This window comes from Streptomyces sp. ADI95-16 (assembly GCF_003721495.1).
Taxonomy (GTDB): domain Bacteria; phylum Actinomycetota; class Actinomycetes; order Streptomycetales; family Streptomycetaceae; genus Streptomyces; species Streptomyces goshikiensis.
The window spans coordinates 6,190,758-6,206,794 of sequence record NZ_CP033581.1 but is presented as its reverse complement, the minus strand read 5'-3'; the positions used below and the strand labels follow the sequence as shown (position 1 = coordinate 6,206,794).

17 protein-coding genes are annotated in these 16,037 nt (G+C 75.1%); 9 read left to right on the top strand and 8 right to left on the bottom strand.

Annotation, left to right across the window (positions count from 1 at the left end; all coding sequences use genetic code 11):
- Positions 1–45: 45 nt before the first annotated feature.
- A complete protein-coding gene (locus tag EES41_RS27765) occupies positions 46–987 on the top strand; it encodes a PPK2 family polyphosphate kinase (RefSeq protein WP_123080780.1) in 942 nt (313 codons plus the stop codon).
- A 17-nt stretch (positions 988–1,004) separates the two neighbouring features.
- The gene (locus EES41_RS27760; protein ID WP_254211584.1) at positions 1,005–1,943 is read left to right on the top strand and encodes a polysaccharide deacetylase family protein; all 939 of its coding nucleotides are present in this window, start codon (positions 1,005–1,007) and stop codon (positions 1,941–1,943) included.
- Between the two features lie 16 nt (positions 1,944–1,959).
- Here EES41_RS27760 and EES41_RS27755 read toward each other — a convergent pair whose 3' ends face one another.
- Genes EES41_RS27755 through EES41_RS27740 form a run of 4 tightly spaced genes read right to left on the bottom strand, consistent with a single transcriptional unit; the run spans position 1,960 to position 4,332 of the window.
- The gene (locus EES41_RS27755) at positions 1,960–2,151 is read right to left on the bottom strand and encodes a hypothetical protein (RefSeq protein ID WP_123080779.1); all 192 of its coding nucleotides are present in this window, start codon (positions 2,149–2,151) and stop codon (positions 1,960–1,962) included.
- Positions 2,152–2,165: 14 nt separating this feature from the next.
- Entirely contained in the window at positions 2,166–2,804 is a 639-nt protein-coding gene (locus tag EES41_RS27750; protein ID WP_123080778.1) for an ABC transporter, read from the bottom strand.
- Positions 2,801–3,616, bottom strand: a complete 816-nt coding sequence (locus EES41_RS27745) for an ATP-binding cassette domain-containing protein (protein ID WP_123080777.1) — start codon at positions 3,614–3,616, stop codon at positions 2,801–2,803. The genes EES41_RS27750 and EES41_RS27745 overlap by 4 nt, the downstream gene beginning before the upstream one ends.
- Before the next feature lie 41 nt (positions 3,617–3,657).
- The gene (locus EES41_RS27740; protein ID WP_123080776.1) at positions 3,658–4,332 is read right to left on the bottom strand and encodes an AIM24 family protein; all 675 of its coding nucleotides are present in this window, start codon (positions 4,330–4,332) and stop codon (positions 3,658–3,660) included.
- A 107-nt stretch (positions 4,333–4,439) separates the two neighbouring features.
- Here EES41_RS27740 and EES41_RS27735 point away from each other — a divergent pair, with 107 nt between their 5' ends.
- From EES41_RS27735 to EES41_RS27720, 4 genes are all read left to right on the top strand, one after another.
- Entirely contained in the window at positions 4,440–5,198 is a 759-nt protein-coding gene (locus EES41_RS27735) for an aminoacyl-tRNA hydrolase (protein ID WP_123082732.1), read from the top strand.
- Positions 5,199–5,321: 123 nt separating this feature from the next.
- A complete protein-coding gene (locus tag EES41_RS27730) occupies positions 5,322–6,632 on the top strand; it encodes a DUF692 domain-containing protein (protein WP_123082731.1) in 1,311 nt (436 codons plus the stop codon).
- Complete coding sequence (locus EES41_RS27725) at positions 6,629–7,693, top strand: TIGR04222 domain-containing membrane protein (RefSeq protein WP_123080775.1); 1,065 nt, start codon at positions 6,629–6,631, stop codon at positions 7,691–7,693. Before EES41_RS27730 ends, EES41_RS27725 begins: the two co-directional genes overlap by 4 nt.
- Before the next feature lie 119 nt (positions 7,694–7,812).
- The gene (locus tag EES41_RS27720) at positions 7,813–9,504 is read left to right on the top strand and encodes an alpha/beta fold hydrolase (RefSeq protein ID WP_123082730.1); all 1,692 of its coding nucleotides are present in this window, start codon (positions 7,813–7,815) and stop codon (positions 9,502–9,504) included.
- Between the two features lie 114 nt (positions 9,505–9,618).
- On the opposite strand, the gene hemQ is transcribed toward EES41_RS27720, so the two are convergent.
- On the bottom strand, positions 9,619–10,332 hold the full coding sequence (hemQ, locus tag EES41_RS27715) for a hydrogen peroxide-dependent heme synthase (RefSeq protein WP_037798306.1): 714 nt from the start codon (positions 10,330–10,332) through the stop codon (positions 9,619–9,621).
- A 23-nt stretch (positions 10,333–10,355) separates the two neighbouring features.
- Positions 10,356–11,840 carry a protoporphyrinogen oxidase gene (hemG, locus tag EES41_RS27710; RefSeq protein ID WP_123080774.1) on the bottom strand — a complete coding sequence of 495 codons (1,485 nt, stop codon included), beginning with the start codon at positions 11,838–11,840 and terminating at the stop codon, positions 10,356–10,358.
- Between the two features lie 137 nt (positions 11,841–11,977).
- Here hemG and EES41_RS27705 point away from each other — a divergent pair, with 137 nt between their 5' ends.
- Both EES41_RS27705 and EES41_RS27700 read left to right on the top strand, forming a co-directional pair.
- A complete protein-coding gene (locus EES41_RS27705) occupies positions 11,978–13,033 on the top strand; it encodes a DUF4349 domain-containing protein (protein WP_123080773.1) in 1,056 nt (351 codons plus the stop codon).
- Positions 13,034–13,114: 81 nt separating this feature from the next.
- Positions 13,115–14,497 carry an FAD-dependent oxidoreductase gene (locus EES41_RS27700; RefSeq protein ID WP_123080772.1) on the top strand — a complete coding sequence of 461 codons (1,383 nt, stop codon included), beginning with the start codon at positions 13,115–13,117 and terminating at the stop codon, positions 14,495–14,497.
- Positions 14,498–14,504: 7 nt separating this feature from the next.
- On the opposite strand, the gene EES41_RS27695 is transcribed toward EES41_RS27700, so the two are convergent.
- Both EES41_RS27695 and EES41_RS27690 read right to left on the bottom strand, forming a co-directional pair.
- On the bottom strand, positions 14,505–14,885 hold the full coding sequence (locus EES41_RS27695) for a hypothetical protein (protein WP_123080771.1): 381 nt from the start codon (positions 14,883–14,885) through the stop codon (positions 14,505–14,507).
- Positions 14,882–15,091: a hypothetical protein gene (locus EES41_RS27690; protein ID WP_164495957.1), complete on the bottom strand. Its 210-nt coding sequence runs from the start codon at positions 15,089–15,091 to the stop codon at positions 14,882–14,884. Before EES41_RS27690 ends, EES41_RS27695 begins: the two co-directional genes overlap by 4 nt.
- A gap of 288 nt (positions 15,092–15,379) precedes the next feature.
- Here EES41_RS27690 and EES41_RS27685 point away from each other — a divergent pair, with 288 nt between their 5' ends.
- Positions 15,380–16,024, top strand: coding sequence for a dihydrofolate reductase family protein (locus EES41_RS27685; protein ID WP_123080769.1), 645 nt, complete (start codon positions 15,380–15,382; stop codon positions 16,022–16,024).
- Positions 16,025–16,037: the final 13 nt, after the last annotated feature.

Here is a 16,037-nt window from a genome sequence, read left to right as displayed (position 1 = left end):
GCGGCGCCGTCCGATCCGTAGCAGGATCGGAGGGAACCGACCCGGATGGGGGCTGCGGTGGCCAAGGACGAGGGCGAGAAGCACGGCGGGAAGCACGGCAAGGGGCGCGGCGGGAAGCACGGCGGGAAGCACCGTGACAAGGCTCCGCACCCGCCGCTGCGCGAGCTGTTGCGCGTACCGGCGGGCGAGCGGCTGGACCTGCGCCGCTTCGACCCCGCCGGGACCCCCGCCGGCCCCGCCCGCAAGGCGGCCGGGCTCGAAGCGATCGCCCGGATGGCGGAGCCCCTCGCCTCCCTCCAGGAGCGGCTCTTCGCCGCGAGCACCGCGGGCGACCGCCGCCGGGTGCTCCTCGTCCTCCAGGGCATGGACACCAGCGGCAAGGGCGGCACGGTCAAGCGCGTGACCGGCCCGCTCAACCCCGCGGGCTGCCGGATCAGGGCCTTCAAGGCGCCCACGGACGAGGAGCGGTCGCACCCCTTCCTGTGGCGGATCGCCCGCGCCCTCCCGAAGCCGGGCGAGATCGGCGTCTTCGACCGCTCGCACTACGAGGACGTGCTGATCGCCCGGGTCCGCGAACTGGTGTCCCGCAGCGAGGTGAACCACCGCTACGCGCAGATCAACCGGTTCGAGGAGTCCCTCGCGCGGGACGGGGTGACCGTGGTGAAGGTCTTCCTCCACATCAGCTACGAGAAGCAGCGCGAGCGGCTCCTGCGAAGGCTGGACGACCCGTCCAAGCACTGGAAGTTCGCCCCGTCCGACATCGACGAGCGGGCGCTGTGGCCCGCGTACCAGGAGGCCTACGAACTGGCGCTGGAGCGGTGCTCCACGGACGCCGCGCCGTGGTTCGTCGTCCCCGCGGACCGCAAGTGGTACCGCGACTGGGCCGTCGCCACCCTGCTGCGGGAGCATCTGGAGCTCATCGGTCCGCGGTACCCGGAGGCCCGGTTCGACGTGGAGGAGTGCCGTGCCCGTCTGATTGCCACATAGTCATATATTTTGCGTAGGTGACCTCTTCCCTGCGCAAAGCGGCGGCCGCGGCCGTCCTCAGTGGCGCCCTCGGCGCCGTCCTCGCCGGCTGCGGGGGCGGCGCCGGTCCCTCGAACGGCGGCGCCGGCCAGGCCCGGCTCGGCGCGTCCGCCACCCCCTCGGCCTCCGCGTCCGCCTCCGCGTCGGCCCAGGCCTCCGCCCCCGCCCCCGCCGCCGGACCGGCCTCCGCGCTCCCGCGGGCCGGCGCCCCCGGCAAGGCCCCGACGCTGGCCCCCGGCCCGGGCGGTCTGACCCCCGTCTTCGAGCGGGCCAGGCAGAAGACCGAGAAGACCGTCGCCCTGACCTTCGACGCGGACATGACCTCCGATCAGGGACCGCGCGCGGCGGGCGGGGAGCACTTCGACAACCCCCGGCTGATCGACACGCTACGGGCGCTCAAGGTGCCCTCGACGGTCTTCATGACGGGCCGCTGGGCCGAGGAGTACCCGGACCAGGCCAAATCCATCGGCACCGACCCGAACTTCGAGATCGCCAACCACTCGTACAGCCACCACGCCTTCAAGTCCCCCTGCTACGGGCTCCCCACGCTCGACGGCGCCGCCGCCCGAGCCGACGTGGACCGGGCCTTCGACGCCTTCCGCAAGGCGGGCGCGGTCAACACCGTCCCGTACTTCCGCTTCCCCGGCGGCTGCTACGACGACCAGGCCCTGCGGGCCTTGTCCACGGCCAAGGTCACGGCGGTGCAGTGGGACGTGGTCAGCGGGGACGCCTTCGCGAAGGACCCGGACGCGGTGGCCGAGCAGGTCCTGGCCGGGGTGAAGCCGGGCTCGTTGGTGGTCATGCACTGCACCCGCAGCGCGGCGCCCGTCACCGAGGAGGCCATCCGCACGATCGTCCCGGAACTGCGCAAGCGCGGCTACCGCTTCGTGAAGGTCTCCGAGCTCATGGGTACCTAGGGCCGGCCTTTCGGCCCTAGCCGGAGCAGGCGGTGCGCTGGGCATCCTGCCACTCGCAGACCGGGCACAGCACCACGCCGGCGGTCCGGACCCCGTACTCGGTGGGCTCGCCGCACTCCAGGCAGTCCGCGTACGGCGGTCCCGCCACGACACGGGCGGGCGCCGCCGGCGCGGGGCAGTACGACTCGGTCGGCTCGGCCTGGTCCATGCCCCCGAGCGTACTCACCCCCGCCGCGCGGCGACCAGGCAGGCGGCCGCGCCCGCCGCGCAGGCCAGCGCCGCCGCGCCCGCCAGCGCTCCCAGCGGGAGCGCCACCGAGCCGCCCACCAGTGCGCTGACCGCCACCCGGGCCGGTGAGCCCGCCGTGACCAGGGCCAGCAGACTGCCGAGGCCCGCCGCCGCGACCGCGTACCCGGGGGCCTTCAGCAGCGGCCGCCCGCACAGCGCGCCCACGGCCGCGCCCGTCAGCGCGCACACCAGCACCGACGCGGCCCCTGCCAGGGCGGCGGCCGGGAGCTGCGACCCCTCGCGGCCGCCGAGCAGCAGCACCGCGACGGCGCCGAGGCCCCCCGCGCCGGCGCCCCAGCCCAGCCCGGTGAGCAGGGCCGCCGCGTGCACCCGTACCGGGCCCGCCGCGGCGGCCGCGCAGTCCCGCGCCGCGTCGGGTTCGACCGAGAGGCAGATCCGCACCAGCCAGGCCGTCACCGGGACCAGCGCGGCGGCCGAGTAGCCCAGCGAGTCCGGTACGGGATCCCCGGGGCGGAACCCGACGGCCAGGAAGGCGGCGTACAGCAGCACCGGCGCGAGCCAGCGCTGCGAGCGCAGCAACAGCGCGCCGTGATAGCGCAGCAGAGCGGTCACGGCAGGTCACTCACGTTCCGGATGTGCCAGGAAGGGCGTGCGGTGAGCAGTTCGCGCAGCACCGCGTCGGACCGGCCGGCGGGCACGGTCAGCCGGAACCCCCCGGCGGGCAGGGGCTCGGCCGCCAGGCCGGGAGGCGGGACGGCGCCGGGCGGTCCGGCGGCCTCGATCCGCACGCGCGGCCCGGGCCCGGCGTCCTGCCGTACGGGTTCCAACGCGCCCCCCTCGACCCGGTAGTGCCGGTCGGGCGCCCCGGCGAGCCGCGCCGGGTCGTGGTCCACGAACAGCACCGTGCCCCCGGCGGCGGTCCGCTCGGCCACGGCCCGGTCCAGCTCGGCGCGCGCGGGCACGTCGAGCCCGGTCCACGCCTCGTCGAGGACGAGCAGCCCCGGCCCGGCCAGCAGGGCCTGGGCGACGGCCACCTTCTGGCTGGTCCCCTTGGACAGTTCGGCCAGCGGGGTGCGGGCGTGCCCGGCCGCGCCGAACCGCTCCAGCCACTGCGCCGCCCGGCGCGCGGCCTCGGCGCGCGCCAGCCCGTGGACCCGGCCCAGGTGGCCGAGGTAGGCCTCCGCGGTGAGCGGCAGGACGGCCGGGAAGCGCTCGGGCACGTACGCGGTGCGGCGCGGGCGGCCGGTGATGCTTCCCTCGGTCGGGGTGTCGATGCCGGCCACGAGCCGCAGCAGCGTGGACTTGCCGCCGCCGTTGCGTCCTTCGACGCGGATGAGCGCGCCGGGCGGCAGCTCCAGCGAGACCCCGCGCAGCACCCAGGGCCCCCGGACGCCGTAGCGGCGTCCCACGGCGTCCAGTCGCATGGCGTCCCGTCGCACGGCCGTCGTCTTCGGTGGGGTCCGGTTCAGTGCGCGGCCGGGGTTTCCGTCAGCTCGCTCGGGCGGACGATGACGAAGCCCTCGCCGCGCAGCATCAGCTGGACGGCCTCGCCCGAGCCGCCGCGGATCATCGAGCCGACGGACTGGGAGCGGTGCAGGCCCGTCTCCAGCTGGGCGCTCCAGCCGACGACCGCGTCCGTGTCCACGTAGACCGGGTTCTGGGCGGTGACCGGGATGATGATCGGGTGGCCGTCGCAGACCACGGCGAGCTTGCCGGTGCCGGTGAAGACGCTGTTGAAGAGGCCCCCGCCGGTCATGCCGGCGCCCTTCACCATCTTTATCTCGTAGGACAGGGTCGGGTCGAAGCAGAGCACGTTGCGGCCGTTGATGGTCAGGGCGTCGCCGGGCTCGAAGTCGATGATGAAGCAGTTGCCGGCCTGGTGCGCGAACCACGCGTCGCCCTGGCCGCGTACGGACATCAGCGCCAGGCCCTCACCGGTGACGGCGCGCTTGAGCATGCCGCCTATGCCCTGGCCCTTGCGCTCGAACTGGAGGTTGCCGCGGAAGGCGACCATCGAGCCCTGACGGGCCAGCATTTCACCGTTGACGGTGTACTTCACGGACTTGGCGTTCTGCAGGGTCATGCCCGGGGCGGCGGACGGCTGGGCGAGGTGCTCGGACGCGAAAAGATCACTCTTCATGGGTTCGATCCTCGCCCGGCCCGAGCCCCCTCGGCATCATCCTGAAGGGGGAGGCTGGCATCCTTTGCGAGGATGAACAGCGGCATGAGCAGGGGATGAACAGCGCGATGAGCAGCCCGGACACGCATCACGACGACGACAGCACCCCGGTACCCGCCGTCGGCGCGGACAGTCCGTTCCGGCCGGAGCGGATCGCCCGCGACGAGGCACCGCAGTTCGTGCTCCCCCTGGTCGTGCGGATCGAGAAGGCCGAACCCCCGGCCCGTACCGACGCGCTGGAGACGGCGGCCCGCGCGGTGCTGGTGCTGCTGAGCGACGAGCGGGCGCTCGGCGAGGGCGAATGGGCCGGGGCGGTCCGCGACTGGCAGGACGCGCGGATCCGCAAGGTGGTCCGGCGGGCGCGCGGCGGGGAGTGGCGCAAGGCCGAGACCCTGCCGGGTGTCACGGTGCACGGTGACGCGGCGGAGGTACGGGTGTTCCCCCCGGTCCCGCTCGACGGGTGGCCGAAGGAACTGGCCAAGCTCCAGGTCTCGGGGACCGACCTCGACGACCCGGAGCCGGTCGCTCCGGCGCCGGACGGGATCGCGGTGCTGTGGCTGAACCCGGATCTGGAGATGTCCGCAGGCAAGGCGATGGCCCAGGCCGGGCACGCGGCCCAGCTGGCGTGGTGGGAGCTGACCGGCGCGGAGCGGACCGCCTGGCGGGATTGCGGTTTCCGGCTGGCCGTACGGACGGCCCCGCGCGAGCGGTGGGCGCGGCTGAGCGGGAGCGGTCTGCCGGTCGTACGGGACGCCGGTTTCACGGAGATCGCGCCCGGCAGCGCCACGGTGGTCTCGGACCATCCGGCGCTGCGGGCCCGGCTGTGAGGGCGGGACCGCCGGAACCTCAAATGTTCCTCTGAACGTCCGGCCGCGGTGGTTGGCGCGCCCCGGCCGTGGCGATGACATGGGCACACGGACCGATGAGGGGGGCGAGGGGACATGAAGCCCATGGCACACCTGGGGGTGGGCATCGGCTGGCGGCCGGAGATCGCGGACGCCGTGGAGCGGCTGCCGGGGCTGGACTGGGTCGAGGTCGTGGCCGAGAACATCTGCCCGGGCCATCTGCCGGCTTCGCTGCTGCGGCTGCGCGAGCGCGGTGTCCGGGTCGTACCGCACGGCGTCTCGCTGGGTCTCGGCGGCGCGCACCGGCCCGACCCGGAGAAGCTGGCCGCGCTCGGCGAGCGGGCGGTGGCGCTGGGGGCGCCGCTGGTCACCGAGCACATCGCGTTCGTACGGACCACGACGCCCGCGCCGGCCTTGGAGGCGGGGCACTTGCTGCCGGTGCCGCGGACCCGGGACGCGCTGGACGTGCTGTGCGAGAACGTGCGGATCGCGCAGGACGCGCTGCCGGTGCCGCTGGCGCTGGAGAACATCGCCGCGCTGATCTCGTGGCCCGGGGAGGAGATGACGGAGGGCCAGTTCCTGTCGGAGCTGGTCGAGCGCACCGGGGTGCGGCTGCTGATCGACGTGGCGAACCTGCACACGAACCGGGTGAACCGGGGCGAGGACCCGGCCGCCGTACTGGACGCGATCCCGCTGGAGGCGCTGGCGTACGTGCACGTCGCGGGCGGGTTCGAGCGGGACGGCGTGTGGCACGACACCCACGCGCACCCCGTGCCGGGCGTGGTGCTGGACGTACTCGCGCAGCTGCGGCGGCGGGTGGACCCGCCGGGCGTGCTGCTGGAGCGGGACGACGACTTCCCCCCGGAGGGCGAGCTCGCCGGGGAGCTGGAGGCGATCCGCGGCGTGCTGGACCCCGCGCGGTCCCGTCCCTCCGCCTCCCTCCGCGCCCCTTCCCGGGATTCCGCAGCGGACCCCGTGCCGGACGCCTCGACGGACGCCGCGCCGGACGCCGCGCGGACCCGGGTCGGGCTGGCGCAGGCCGCGCTGCTGTCCGCGCTGGTGGCGGGGACGCCGGTGCCCGAGGGCTTCGACCGGCAGCGGATCCGGGTGCAGTCTCGGTCGCTGGCCGCCAAGCGGGCCGGGGTCGTGGCCAAGGTGGCGCCGGAGCTCCCCGGCATCCTGGGCGGCGAGAAGGCGTACCGCGAGGCGTTCCTCGCGTACGCCCGCAACCGCCCCATGACCGGCGGATACCGCCGCGACGCGCTGGACTTCGCCGAGCACCTGCTGATCCGGGAGCTGCCGGCGGACCCCGCCGACCGGCGCCGGCTCACCGCCTGGTGGCAGGAGCGGGCCGGGACGCGCCCGCCCCGCCGGATCGTGCGCTGGGCCCGGGCCCTCGTGGGGAGAGCGGCATGAACCTCCTCGCCTGGGCGGTCTGGATCGCCGTCATCACCTCCACGGTGCTGCTGCTGCGCGGCCTGCGCCGCTCCCGGCCCGCGCCGGGCGGCCCCGCGCACCCACCGCTCGACCTGTCCGAGGCCGCCTTCATGGCGGGCGGCCCCGGCGCCGTCGTCGACGCCGCGCTCGTCTCGCTGCTGGGCGACCAGCGGATGGTGGTCGGCGGCCCGGGCATCGTGCAGGTACGGCCCGGGGCGCGGGCCGTGGACGTCGCCGAGCGCGCCGTCCTCCAGGCGTACGCGAACGCCCCGTCCGGCTGGCTCTACCAGGTGCGGTACGCGGCCATGACCGACCCCGCGATCCAGGAGATCGGGGACGCGCTCGCCGAGCGCGGGCTGATCAGCCCGCCCGGCGCCGCGCGGCGGTGGCGGCGCTGGGGTCTGGCCCAGGCCGCGCTGTGCGGGGCCCTGCTGCCGGTCTCGCTGGTGCTGACCTTCGTCGGGTTCGCGCTGGAGCCCGGGTTCCACCTGCCGTTCCTCGTCAAGGTGTTCCCCGTGCTGATCGGCGGGCTCGTCGTGGGCGTCGCCGCCGCCGCGCGGGCCAAGCGGCGGATCACCCCGGCGGGGCGGACGGCGCTGCGCGCGATGCGGTCCACCCATCTGACGGACCAGACCCCGCACGTGCAGACGGCCCTGTTCGGGCTGCGGGGGCTGCGTGACCCGTACCTGCGCGAGCAGCTGGTGCCGGCCGCTCGCGGCACCCGGCTGGCGGCGGCCCAGGCCGGGCAGCACCGCTCCCGCTCCGCCGGTTCCCACGACTCCCACTCCTCGTGGGGGTCGTCCTCCGCCGACGCGCTGCCGGTCGTGTGGTGCGCGAGCGTCGACGGCGGGTCCGGCGGCGGCTCCAGCGGCTGCGGCGGGAGCTCCGGCTGTGGCGGGAGTTCCGGATCCGGCTGTGGCTCGTCGGGCTCCGGCTGCGGGTCTTCGGGGTCGTCCGGCTGCGGGTCCTCCTCCAGCAGCTGCTCCAGCGGCGGTTCGAGCTGCGGATCGTCCAGCTCCAGCTGCTCCAGCAGCTCCTGACCCGTCCGCGCTACGGCAACGGGGGCAATCACGGACGACACCCGGCGGTGCTCCTTGGCCGGGAGGCGGCCCCGGAATCTCATCGGACCAGCCGATGAGATGAAGGGGCCGCCATGCGGATGCCGCTCGTACGCCCCGCCTTCGCCGGGGCGGCCCTCGCCTTCGCCCTGACCCTCACCCTCGCCCCACCGGCCTCCCCGGCCCCGGCGGCCCCGGCGGCCCAGCCGCCAGCCACCACCGCCCCCGCCACCGCGGTCGCGGCCGAGAACGCCGGGGCCGAACGCGTCGCCCGCCGCGTCGCGGCCGGTCACCGGGCGCTCGACTTCCGGACCTGTCCCGCCGCCGAGGGGCTGTCCGCCCCCGTCCGGTGCGCCGCCCTGCGCGTCCCGCTCGACTACGCCCGGCCCGACGGACCGCAGATCTCCCTCGCCGTCAGCCGGGTCACCGCCACCCGCGAGGGCCGCGCCGCCCGCCAGGGCTCCCTCGTCTTCAACCCCGGCGGGCCGGGCGCCTCCGGCATGTACTTCCCGCTGCTCGCCGACCGCCCCGCCTGGCGCCGCGTCGCCGCCGCCTACGACCTCGTCGGCTACGCCCCGCGCGGCGTCGGCCGCTCCGCCCCGCTGTCCTGCCAGGACCCGGCGGCCCGCCCCAAGGCCCCCACCCAGGTCCCGGCGGACCCCTCGGCCGCGTACAAGAGGGAGCGCGTCGCCGCCGCCCTGGCCTACGCCCGCGGCTGCGCGCGACGGGGCGGCGCGGCCCTCCCGTACTACACGACCCTCAACAACGCCCGGGACCTGCACGTGCTGCGCGCCGCGCTCGGCGAGCGGGAGCTGACCTTCATGGGCGCCTCCTACGGCACCTACCTCGGAGCGGTGTACGCCACGCTCTACCCGGGCCACGTGCGCCGGATGGTCTTCGACTCGGCGGTCGACCCGGACCCGCGGCACGTCTGGTACCGCGACAACCTCGCCCAGGCGGCGGGGTTCGAGCGCCGCTGGTACGACTTCCGCGCCTGGGCGGCCCGGCACCACGCCACGTACCGCCTCGGTGCCACCCCGGCCGCCGTGCGGGCCAGTCACGAGCGCGTCCGGGCGGCGGTGGCCCGCACTCCGGCGGGCGGGGTGGCCGGCACCGGCGAGCTGCGGGCGGCCGCCCTCCGGGCCGCGTACTACGACGAGGTCTGGCCGGAGCTGGCGGCGGCCCTGAGCGCCTTCCTGGACGGCGATCCGGCCCCGCTGGCCGCCCTGGCCGGGCCCGACCCGGACCCGGTGGCGGCGGCGCGCGCGGCGGCCGAGGCCGAGAACGCGACGGCGCTGTACACGGCGGTGCTGTGCAACGACGCCCCCTGGCCCGCCGACTGGGAGACCTGGGACCGCGACCACACCGAACTGGCCCGCCGGGCGCCCCTGGAGACCTGGGCGAACGCCTTCCTGAACCTGCCGTGCGCGTACTGGCCGGTGGCGGAGCGGCTGCGGCAGCGCCCGGTCGACGTGGGCCCGCGGGCGACGCCCCTGCCGCCGACGCTGATCGTCGCGGCGGAACGGGACGGCGCGACCCCGTACCCGGGTGCGCTGGAGCTGAGGCGGCGGCTCGGCGGAGCGGCCGCGCTGGTCACGGAGGCCGGTGCCGGCGCCCACGGAGTGGCCGGCGGACGCAACGACTGCGTGGACCGGCACGTGGAGCGGTACATCCTGACCGGTGACACCCCGAAGGGGAGTGTCACGTGTGCGCCGCATCCGGAGCCCGCACCGGTGTCGCTGGACGACCGGGCAGCGGGCACCCGCAGGGTGCCGCTGCCGCCAGTCGTCTGAACTTCCGGGCGGGATCTCCGGCTGCGTCGTTTCGGGGGCAAGGCCTCCCGATCCACCGAAAGCCCCTCCTCAGTCACGAGAGCGGTCTTCCGGTCCTTCCCCCCAGGGGAGGTCTCAGGCGAGCCCGTCCACCAGATCGGCGACGGACTTGCGGCGCCCGGTGTAGAAGGGCACCTCTTCGCGGACGTGCATACGGGCCTCGGAGGCACGCAGGTGACGCATCAGGTCGACGATGCGGTACAGCTCGTCGGCCTCGAAGGCCAGGATCCACTCGTAGTCGCCCAGCGAGAAGGACGCGACGGTGTTGGCACGCACGTCCGGGTAGCCGCGGGCCATCTTGCCGTGGTCGGCGAGCATCCGGCGACGGTCCTCGTCGGGCAGCAGGTACCAGTCGTACGAGCGCACGAACGGGTAGACGCTGACGTAGTCGCGCTCGACCTCGTCGGCCAGGAAGGCCGGGATGTGCGACTTGTTGAACTCGGCCGGGCGGTGCAGGGCCATGTTCGACCACACCGGCTCCAGCGCGCGGCCGAGCCGGGTGCGGCGGAACAGGTTGTAGGCGGTCTGCAGCTCGTCCGAGGTCTCGGCGTGCCACCAGATCATGATGTCCGCGTCGGCGCGCAGGCCGGAGACGTCATAGGTGCCGCGGACGGTGATGTCCTTGGCGGCCAGCTGGTCGAACAGCTCCTGGACCTCGTCGGCGAAACCGGCGCGGTCCTGCGGCAGGACGTCCTTCAGCTTGAAGACGGACCACAGGGTGTAGCGGATGACCTCGTTGAGGTCCTTCGCCTTCTTCCCCGCGTTGGGAATCTTCTCTGGTGCAGTCATGTGTCCATTGTCCCGTGTGCTGATCAGTGGTCGGCGCCAGGGGTGCCCAACGGGGCGCCCAACGTGGCCATCACCACGTCGGCGGCCCGGGTGGCACTCGCCACGCAGGCGGGGATGCCCACGCCGTCGTAGAGGGCGCCGCACACGGCGAGGCCCGGCAGGGCCGCGACGGCGGCCCGGATCCGGTCCACGCGGGCCAGGTGGCCCACCGGATACTGGGGCAGCCCGCCGTCCCAGCGGGTGACGGTGGAGGCCACCGGCCGGGCCGCCAGGCCGACGGCCTCGCCGAGGTCCCGCAGGGAGACCTCCACCAGATCGGCGTCGTCCCGGCCGAGGTCCGCCTCGTCGCCGTGCCGGCCCACCGAGGTGCGCAGCAGGAACAGCTCGGGGTCGGCGCCCGCCCAGGCCCACTTGTTGCTGGAGAAGGTGGACGCCTTGATCGTACGGCCGTCCACGGGCGGTACGAGGAATCCGCTGGCCCCGCCCCCGGCGATCGCGGCGGGCAGCTCGGAGCGCCGGAAGGCCATCGTGACCAGGGCCATCGAGGCGTACTCGACGGTGCGCAGCTCGGCGGCGGCGGCCGGGGCGAGCGCGTCCAGCAGCCGGGCGGCGGGCCCGGCCGGGGTGGCGAGGACCACGGCGTCGGCGTCGATGACCTCGCCGCCGTCGGCGACGACCCGCCAGCCCGCGGTGGTACGGAAGACCTCGCGCACCGGGGTCCCGGTGCTGATCCGCGCCCCGGCCTCGCGGCAGGCCCGCGCCACGGCGAGCGGGAGGCGTCCGATGCCGCCGTCGATGCCGGCGAACACGGGGCCGGCCGCCCGGGGCTGCTCCGCGGCGCGGCGCTGGATGTCCCGTACGCCGTCGCCGAGCAGCGGGTGGGTGCGGGCGGCCTCGAAGAGCTGGGGCACGGCGGCCCGCATGGAGATCCGGTAGGCGTTGCCCGCGTAGACGCCGCCGAGCAGCGGTTCGACGAGCCGGTCGACGACCTCGCGGCCGAGCCGGTCGGCGACGTACGCGCCGACGGCGATGTCCTCGCCGATCTCGGCGGGCGGCAGCGCGCGCTCGGCCTCGATCCGGGCCAGGCCCTCGGCGGAGAGCACCCCGGAGGCGGCGAGCGGCGCCAAGTCGCCGGGGACGCCCATGACATGGCCGCGCGGCATGGGCCGCAGCGCGCCCCGGGTCCACAGGTGGGCGGTGGCGGTGGCGGGCGGCTGGAGGGCCTCGCCGAGGCCGACGGCCCGGGCGAGCGCCACGGCTTCGGGGCGGCGGGCGAGCACGGATTCGGCGCCGAGGTCGACGGGGGCACCGGCGAGTTCACCGGAGCGCAGTTTGCCGCCGAGCCGGGGGCCGGCCTCCAGCAGGGTGACCCGGGCGCCGTCGGCGAGCAGCCGGTGGGCCGCAGCGAGGCCGGCGATACCGCCGCCGATCACGACGACGTGGCCGGGGTGGGCCGGCCGGGCCGGCGTGTCCGTACGCCTGTCCGTACGCGTGTCCGCTTCGTGCATGGACACATCGTCTCAGACCGATCACCGAGGCCGGACCGTGACCGCATCGGGACCGGCTCGGGACCGCGGAAGCGAAACCCGCGGCGTGACCCTGAACGTCACACCGGCGACATCAGCCGATCCTCCGGGGGGTTCCAGTGATCCAGCAGCGGCGACGCGGCGCGTACAGACATCGTTCGGCGGCGGCCCTGGCCGCCCTCTCCCTGGCCGGGGCGCTGGCGGTCACCGGCTGCTCGGCGGACGGGAGCGGCTCCTCCGCCGACAAGGCGGCGGTGGGCGAGGCGGTCGCGAAGCCGCAGGAGGGCGCGGCCGCCCCCGCCCAGGGCAAGGCCGGGGCCGGGGCGGCGGCGCCCGCGGCCCCCAAGGACGGGCAGCAGCCGGCGGCGGTCCGGCCGCACGTCATCCGGACGGCGACGCTGGGCATCGAGACGCCGGACGCGCAGAAGGCGCTGGCCGCGGCGCGTACGGCCACCGAGGGCGCGGGCGGGTACGTCGGCAACGAGTCCACCAAACGCGGCGCGGACGGCCGGATGACCTCGACGCTGACCCTGCGGGTGCCCGGCGAGCGCTTCGATTCGGTGCTCGGCGCGATGGAGGGCAGCGGGAAACTGCTGAACCGGAAGGTCGAGGCGCAGGACGTCACCGAGAAGGTCGCGGACGTCGACAGCCGGGTCAAGTCGCAGCAGGCCAGTGTGGTCCGGGTGCGGGAGATGATGGACAAGGCCTCGGCGCTCGGCGACGTGGTGATGCTGGAGAGCGAGCTGAGCAAGCGCCAGTCGGACCTGGAGTCGCTGCTGGCGCAGCAGACGGCGCTGAAGGACCAGACCTCGATGGGCACGATCACGGTGGAGGTCTCGGAGCCGCCGGTGGAGCGGGCGGCGCCGGAGAAGGAGAAGGAGCCGACGTTCATGGACGCCCTGCGCGGCGGCTGGAACGTCTTCGCGGACCTGGTGCGGAAGCTGGGCCTGGCGGTGGCCGCGGTGCTGCCGTTCGCGGTGACGGCCGCGCTGGTGGTGGCGGGCGTGCGGATCTACCGGCGGTACCGTCCGGCGAAGCCGAAGGCGGGCCTGGTCCCGAAGTGGGTCCCGGCCGTCCCGGCGGCGCGCCGGGCCCCGGACGCGCCGGCCCCCGGCCCGAGGCCGGGCCCGGGCCCGGACCCGAAGCCGAACCCGGATCCGGACACGGAGAACTGACCCGGGGGGACCGAACGGCCGGAGCCCCGTAGCGTGTTCCCCGGACGAAGCGGGACGGCGCGGCGCGGGACGGGGCGGACGATGGCGGCGGAACGACTGGTGGTGGTGGGCGGTGACGCGGCGGGGATGTCCGCCGCGTCACAGGCCCGGCGGATGAAGGGCCCGGCGGAGCTGGAGATCGTCGCGTTCGAGCGGGGGCACTTCACCTCGTACTCCGCGTGCGGGATCCCGTACTGGATCGGCGGGCAGGTGGCCGGGCCGGACGCCCTGATCGCCCGCACCCCGGACGAACACCGGGCCCGGGGCATCGACCTGCGCACGCGTACGGAGGTCGTCGAACTCGATGTCGCCGGGCAGCGAGTCCGCGCCCGGGACCTCGGCTCGGGCGCCGAGTCCTGGACGGGCTACGACCGGCTCGTGCTGGCCACCGGTGCCCGCCCGGTCCGCCCCCGGCTGCCGGGGATCGGGGCGCACGGGGTGCACGGCGTACAGACCCTGGACGACGGGCGGCGCCTGATGGACACCCTGGAGCGCGGGGAGATCCGCCGCGCGGTCGTGGTGGGCGCCGGTTACATCGGCGTCGAGATGGCGGAGGCGCTCGTCTCGCGGGGCTACGAGGTCACCGTGCTGCACCGCGGCGCGCAGCCGATGGCCACGCTGGACCCGGACATGGGCGCGCTGGTGCACGACGCCATGAACCGCATGGGCATCCGTACGGTGGCGGGCGCCGAGGTGACGAAGGTCCTCACGGACGAGGAGGGGCGCGCCGTCGCGGTGGCCACGGCTTCGGGCGAGGAGTACCCGGCGGACGTCGTCGTCCTCGGCATCGGCGTGGAGCCCCGTACGGCGCTCGCCCGCGCGGCGGGGCTGCCGCTCGGCGAGTCCGGCGGCATCCTCACCGACCTGTCGATGCGGGTCCGGGGCCACGAGTACATCTGGTCGGGCGGCGACTGCGTGGAGGTCATGGACCTGGTCTCCGGCCGCACCCGGCACATCCCGCTGGGCACCCACGCCAACAAGCACGGCCAGGTCATCGGCGCGGGCGTCGGCGGCGGCTACGCGACGTTCCCGGGCGTCGTCGGGACGGCGGTGAGCAAGGTCTGCGACCTGGAGATCGCGCGTACGGGCCTGCGCGAGCGGGACGCCCTGGCGGCGGGCCTGCGCTTCGTGACGGCCACCATCACCTCCACCAACACGGCGGGCTACTACCCGGGCGCGACGGAGATGACGGTCAAGATGCTGGCGGAGCGCCGCACGGGCCGGCTGCTGGGCGTCCAGATCGTCGGCGGCGCGGGCTCCGCGAAGCGGGTCGACGTCGCGGCGGTCGCCCTCACCGCCGGCATGACGGTGGACCAGGTCGTCTCCCTGGACCTCGGCTACGCCCCGCCCTTCTCCCCGGTCTGGGACCCGGTCCTGGTGGCGGCCCGCAAGACGGTCACCGCGGTCCGCTCGGCGGGAGCGTAGCCACGCCTCACCGCTGCGGTCGCTGGGGCGCCCCCGCGTCGGCGGGCGCGGCGGCGACGCGTTCGCGGGCGGCGGACCGGAAGCGTTCGGTGACCCTGATCATGACGAGGATCGCGGCGATGGGCAGCAGCCAGTTGAAGATGGTCGACAGCCGCCGGTCGTCCGGCTGACTGGCCGCGATCAGGTGGCAGACGGTCATGAGCGCGAACACCGCGCCCCACCCGGCCGACAGGACACGGTTGACGTGCTTGAAGCGCGGGGTGTCCCACATCTCGCGGGGCACGCTGAGACGGGCGTACTGCTCCGTGAACGGTCTGAAGGGCAAGGTCGCGAACACGATCAGCGCGAGCGCGCCGGTCACGATGGTCCTGCCGTACTGGGCGATCACCGCCCGTCCGGCCCGACCAGGAACGCCGCGATCGCCAGGGCGACGAACAGCACGATCGCCGCGAGGTCCAGCAGGCGCGGGGAGCGGGCCGCGATCGACGGCCAGGCGATGATCACGGCGGTGGCGGCGGCGCTCAGCGCCGCCCACTGCGGCGAGGGCGCGGCGTGGTCGACGACGGCGAACACCACCCAGGGGATCAGGCTCACGAAGGGGTTCCCCGAGGTCCCCGACATGCCCGACGCGCCCGGTCTCCGGTCCTTCGGCGTCCCCGTGCTCCGGCTCCCGTCCATCCTGCGGTCCGTCCTTCCGTAGCCGCTGCCTGACTCCAGGCTGTGCCGCCCCCGGCAGAACCGCAACGGCGACCGGCCCCGGGCGCCACCCCCCGCGCCCTGCGCCCATGCCGCGCGTCCGGTCCCCGCGAGCGGTAGCTTCCGATGAGTTTCCGCGGCCGGGAGAGTCTCACCACCGTTGTCACCCACCACAGGAGGAACGGCGTGGCCCAGCTACTGCGAGTCCAGAACTTCAACGTCTCCAGTGACGGCATCGGCGCCGGGGAGGACCAGACCCTCGAACGGCCCTTCGGTCACGTCGAGCCCGAGCGGCTGTTCGCCTGGGCCGGCGCCACGGCGAGCTGGCCCATGCGCACCGCCCCCGGCGGCAGCCGGGGCCTGGACGACTACCTCACGCGGGACTACGCCCGCAACATCGGCGCCGAGATCATGGGCCGCAACAAGTTCGGGCCCCAGCGCGGGCCCTGGAAGGACCACGAGTGGCAGGGCTGGTGGGGTGACGAGCCGCCGTTCCACACCCCGGTGTTCGTGCTGACCCACCACGAACGCCCTTCCTTCACGCTCTCCGACACGACCTTCCACTTCGTCGACGCCGACCCGGCCACGGTCCTCGCGCGGGCCCGGGAGGCGGCCCGGGGCAAGGACGTCCGGCTCGGCGGCGGGGTGAGCACCGTCCGGCAGTTCCTCGACGCCGACCTCGTCGACACCCTGCACGTGGCGGTCTCGCCGGTGGAGCTCGGCTCCGGGCTACGGCTGTGGGAGTCCCCCGACGAGCTGCGCGACCGGTTCCACCTGGAGGTCGTTCCCAGCCCGAGCGGGGTGACGCACCACTTGTTCTGGCGGAAGTGACCGGCCGGCCGCG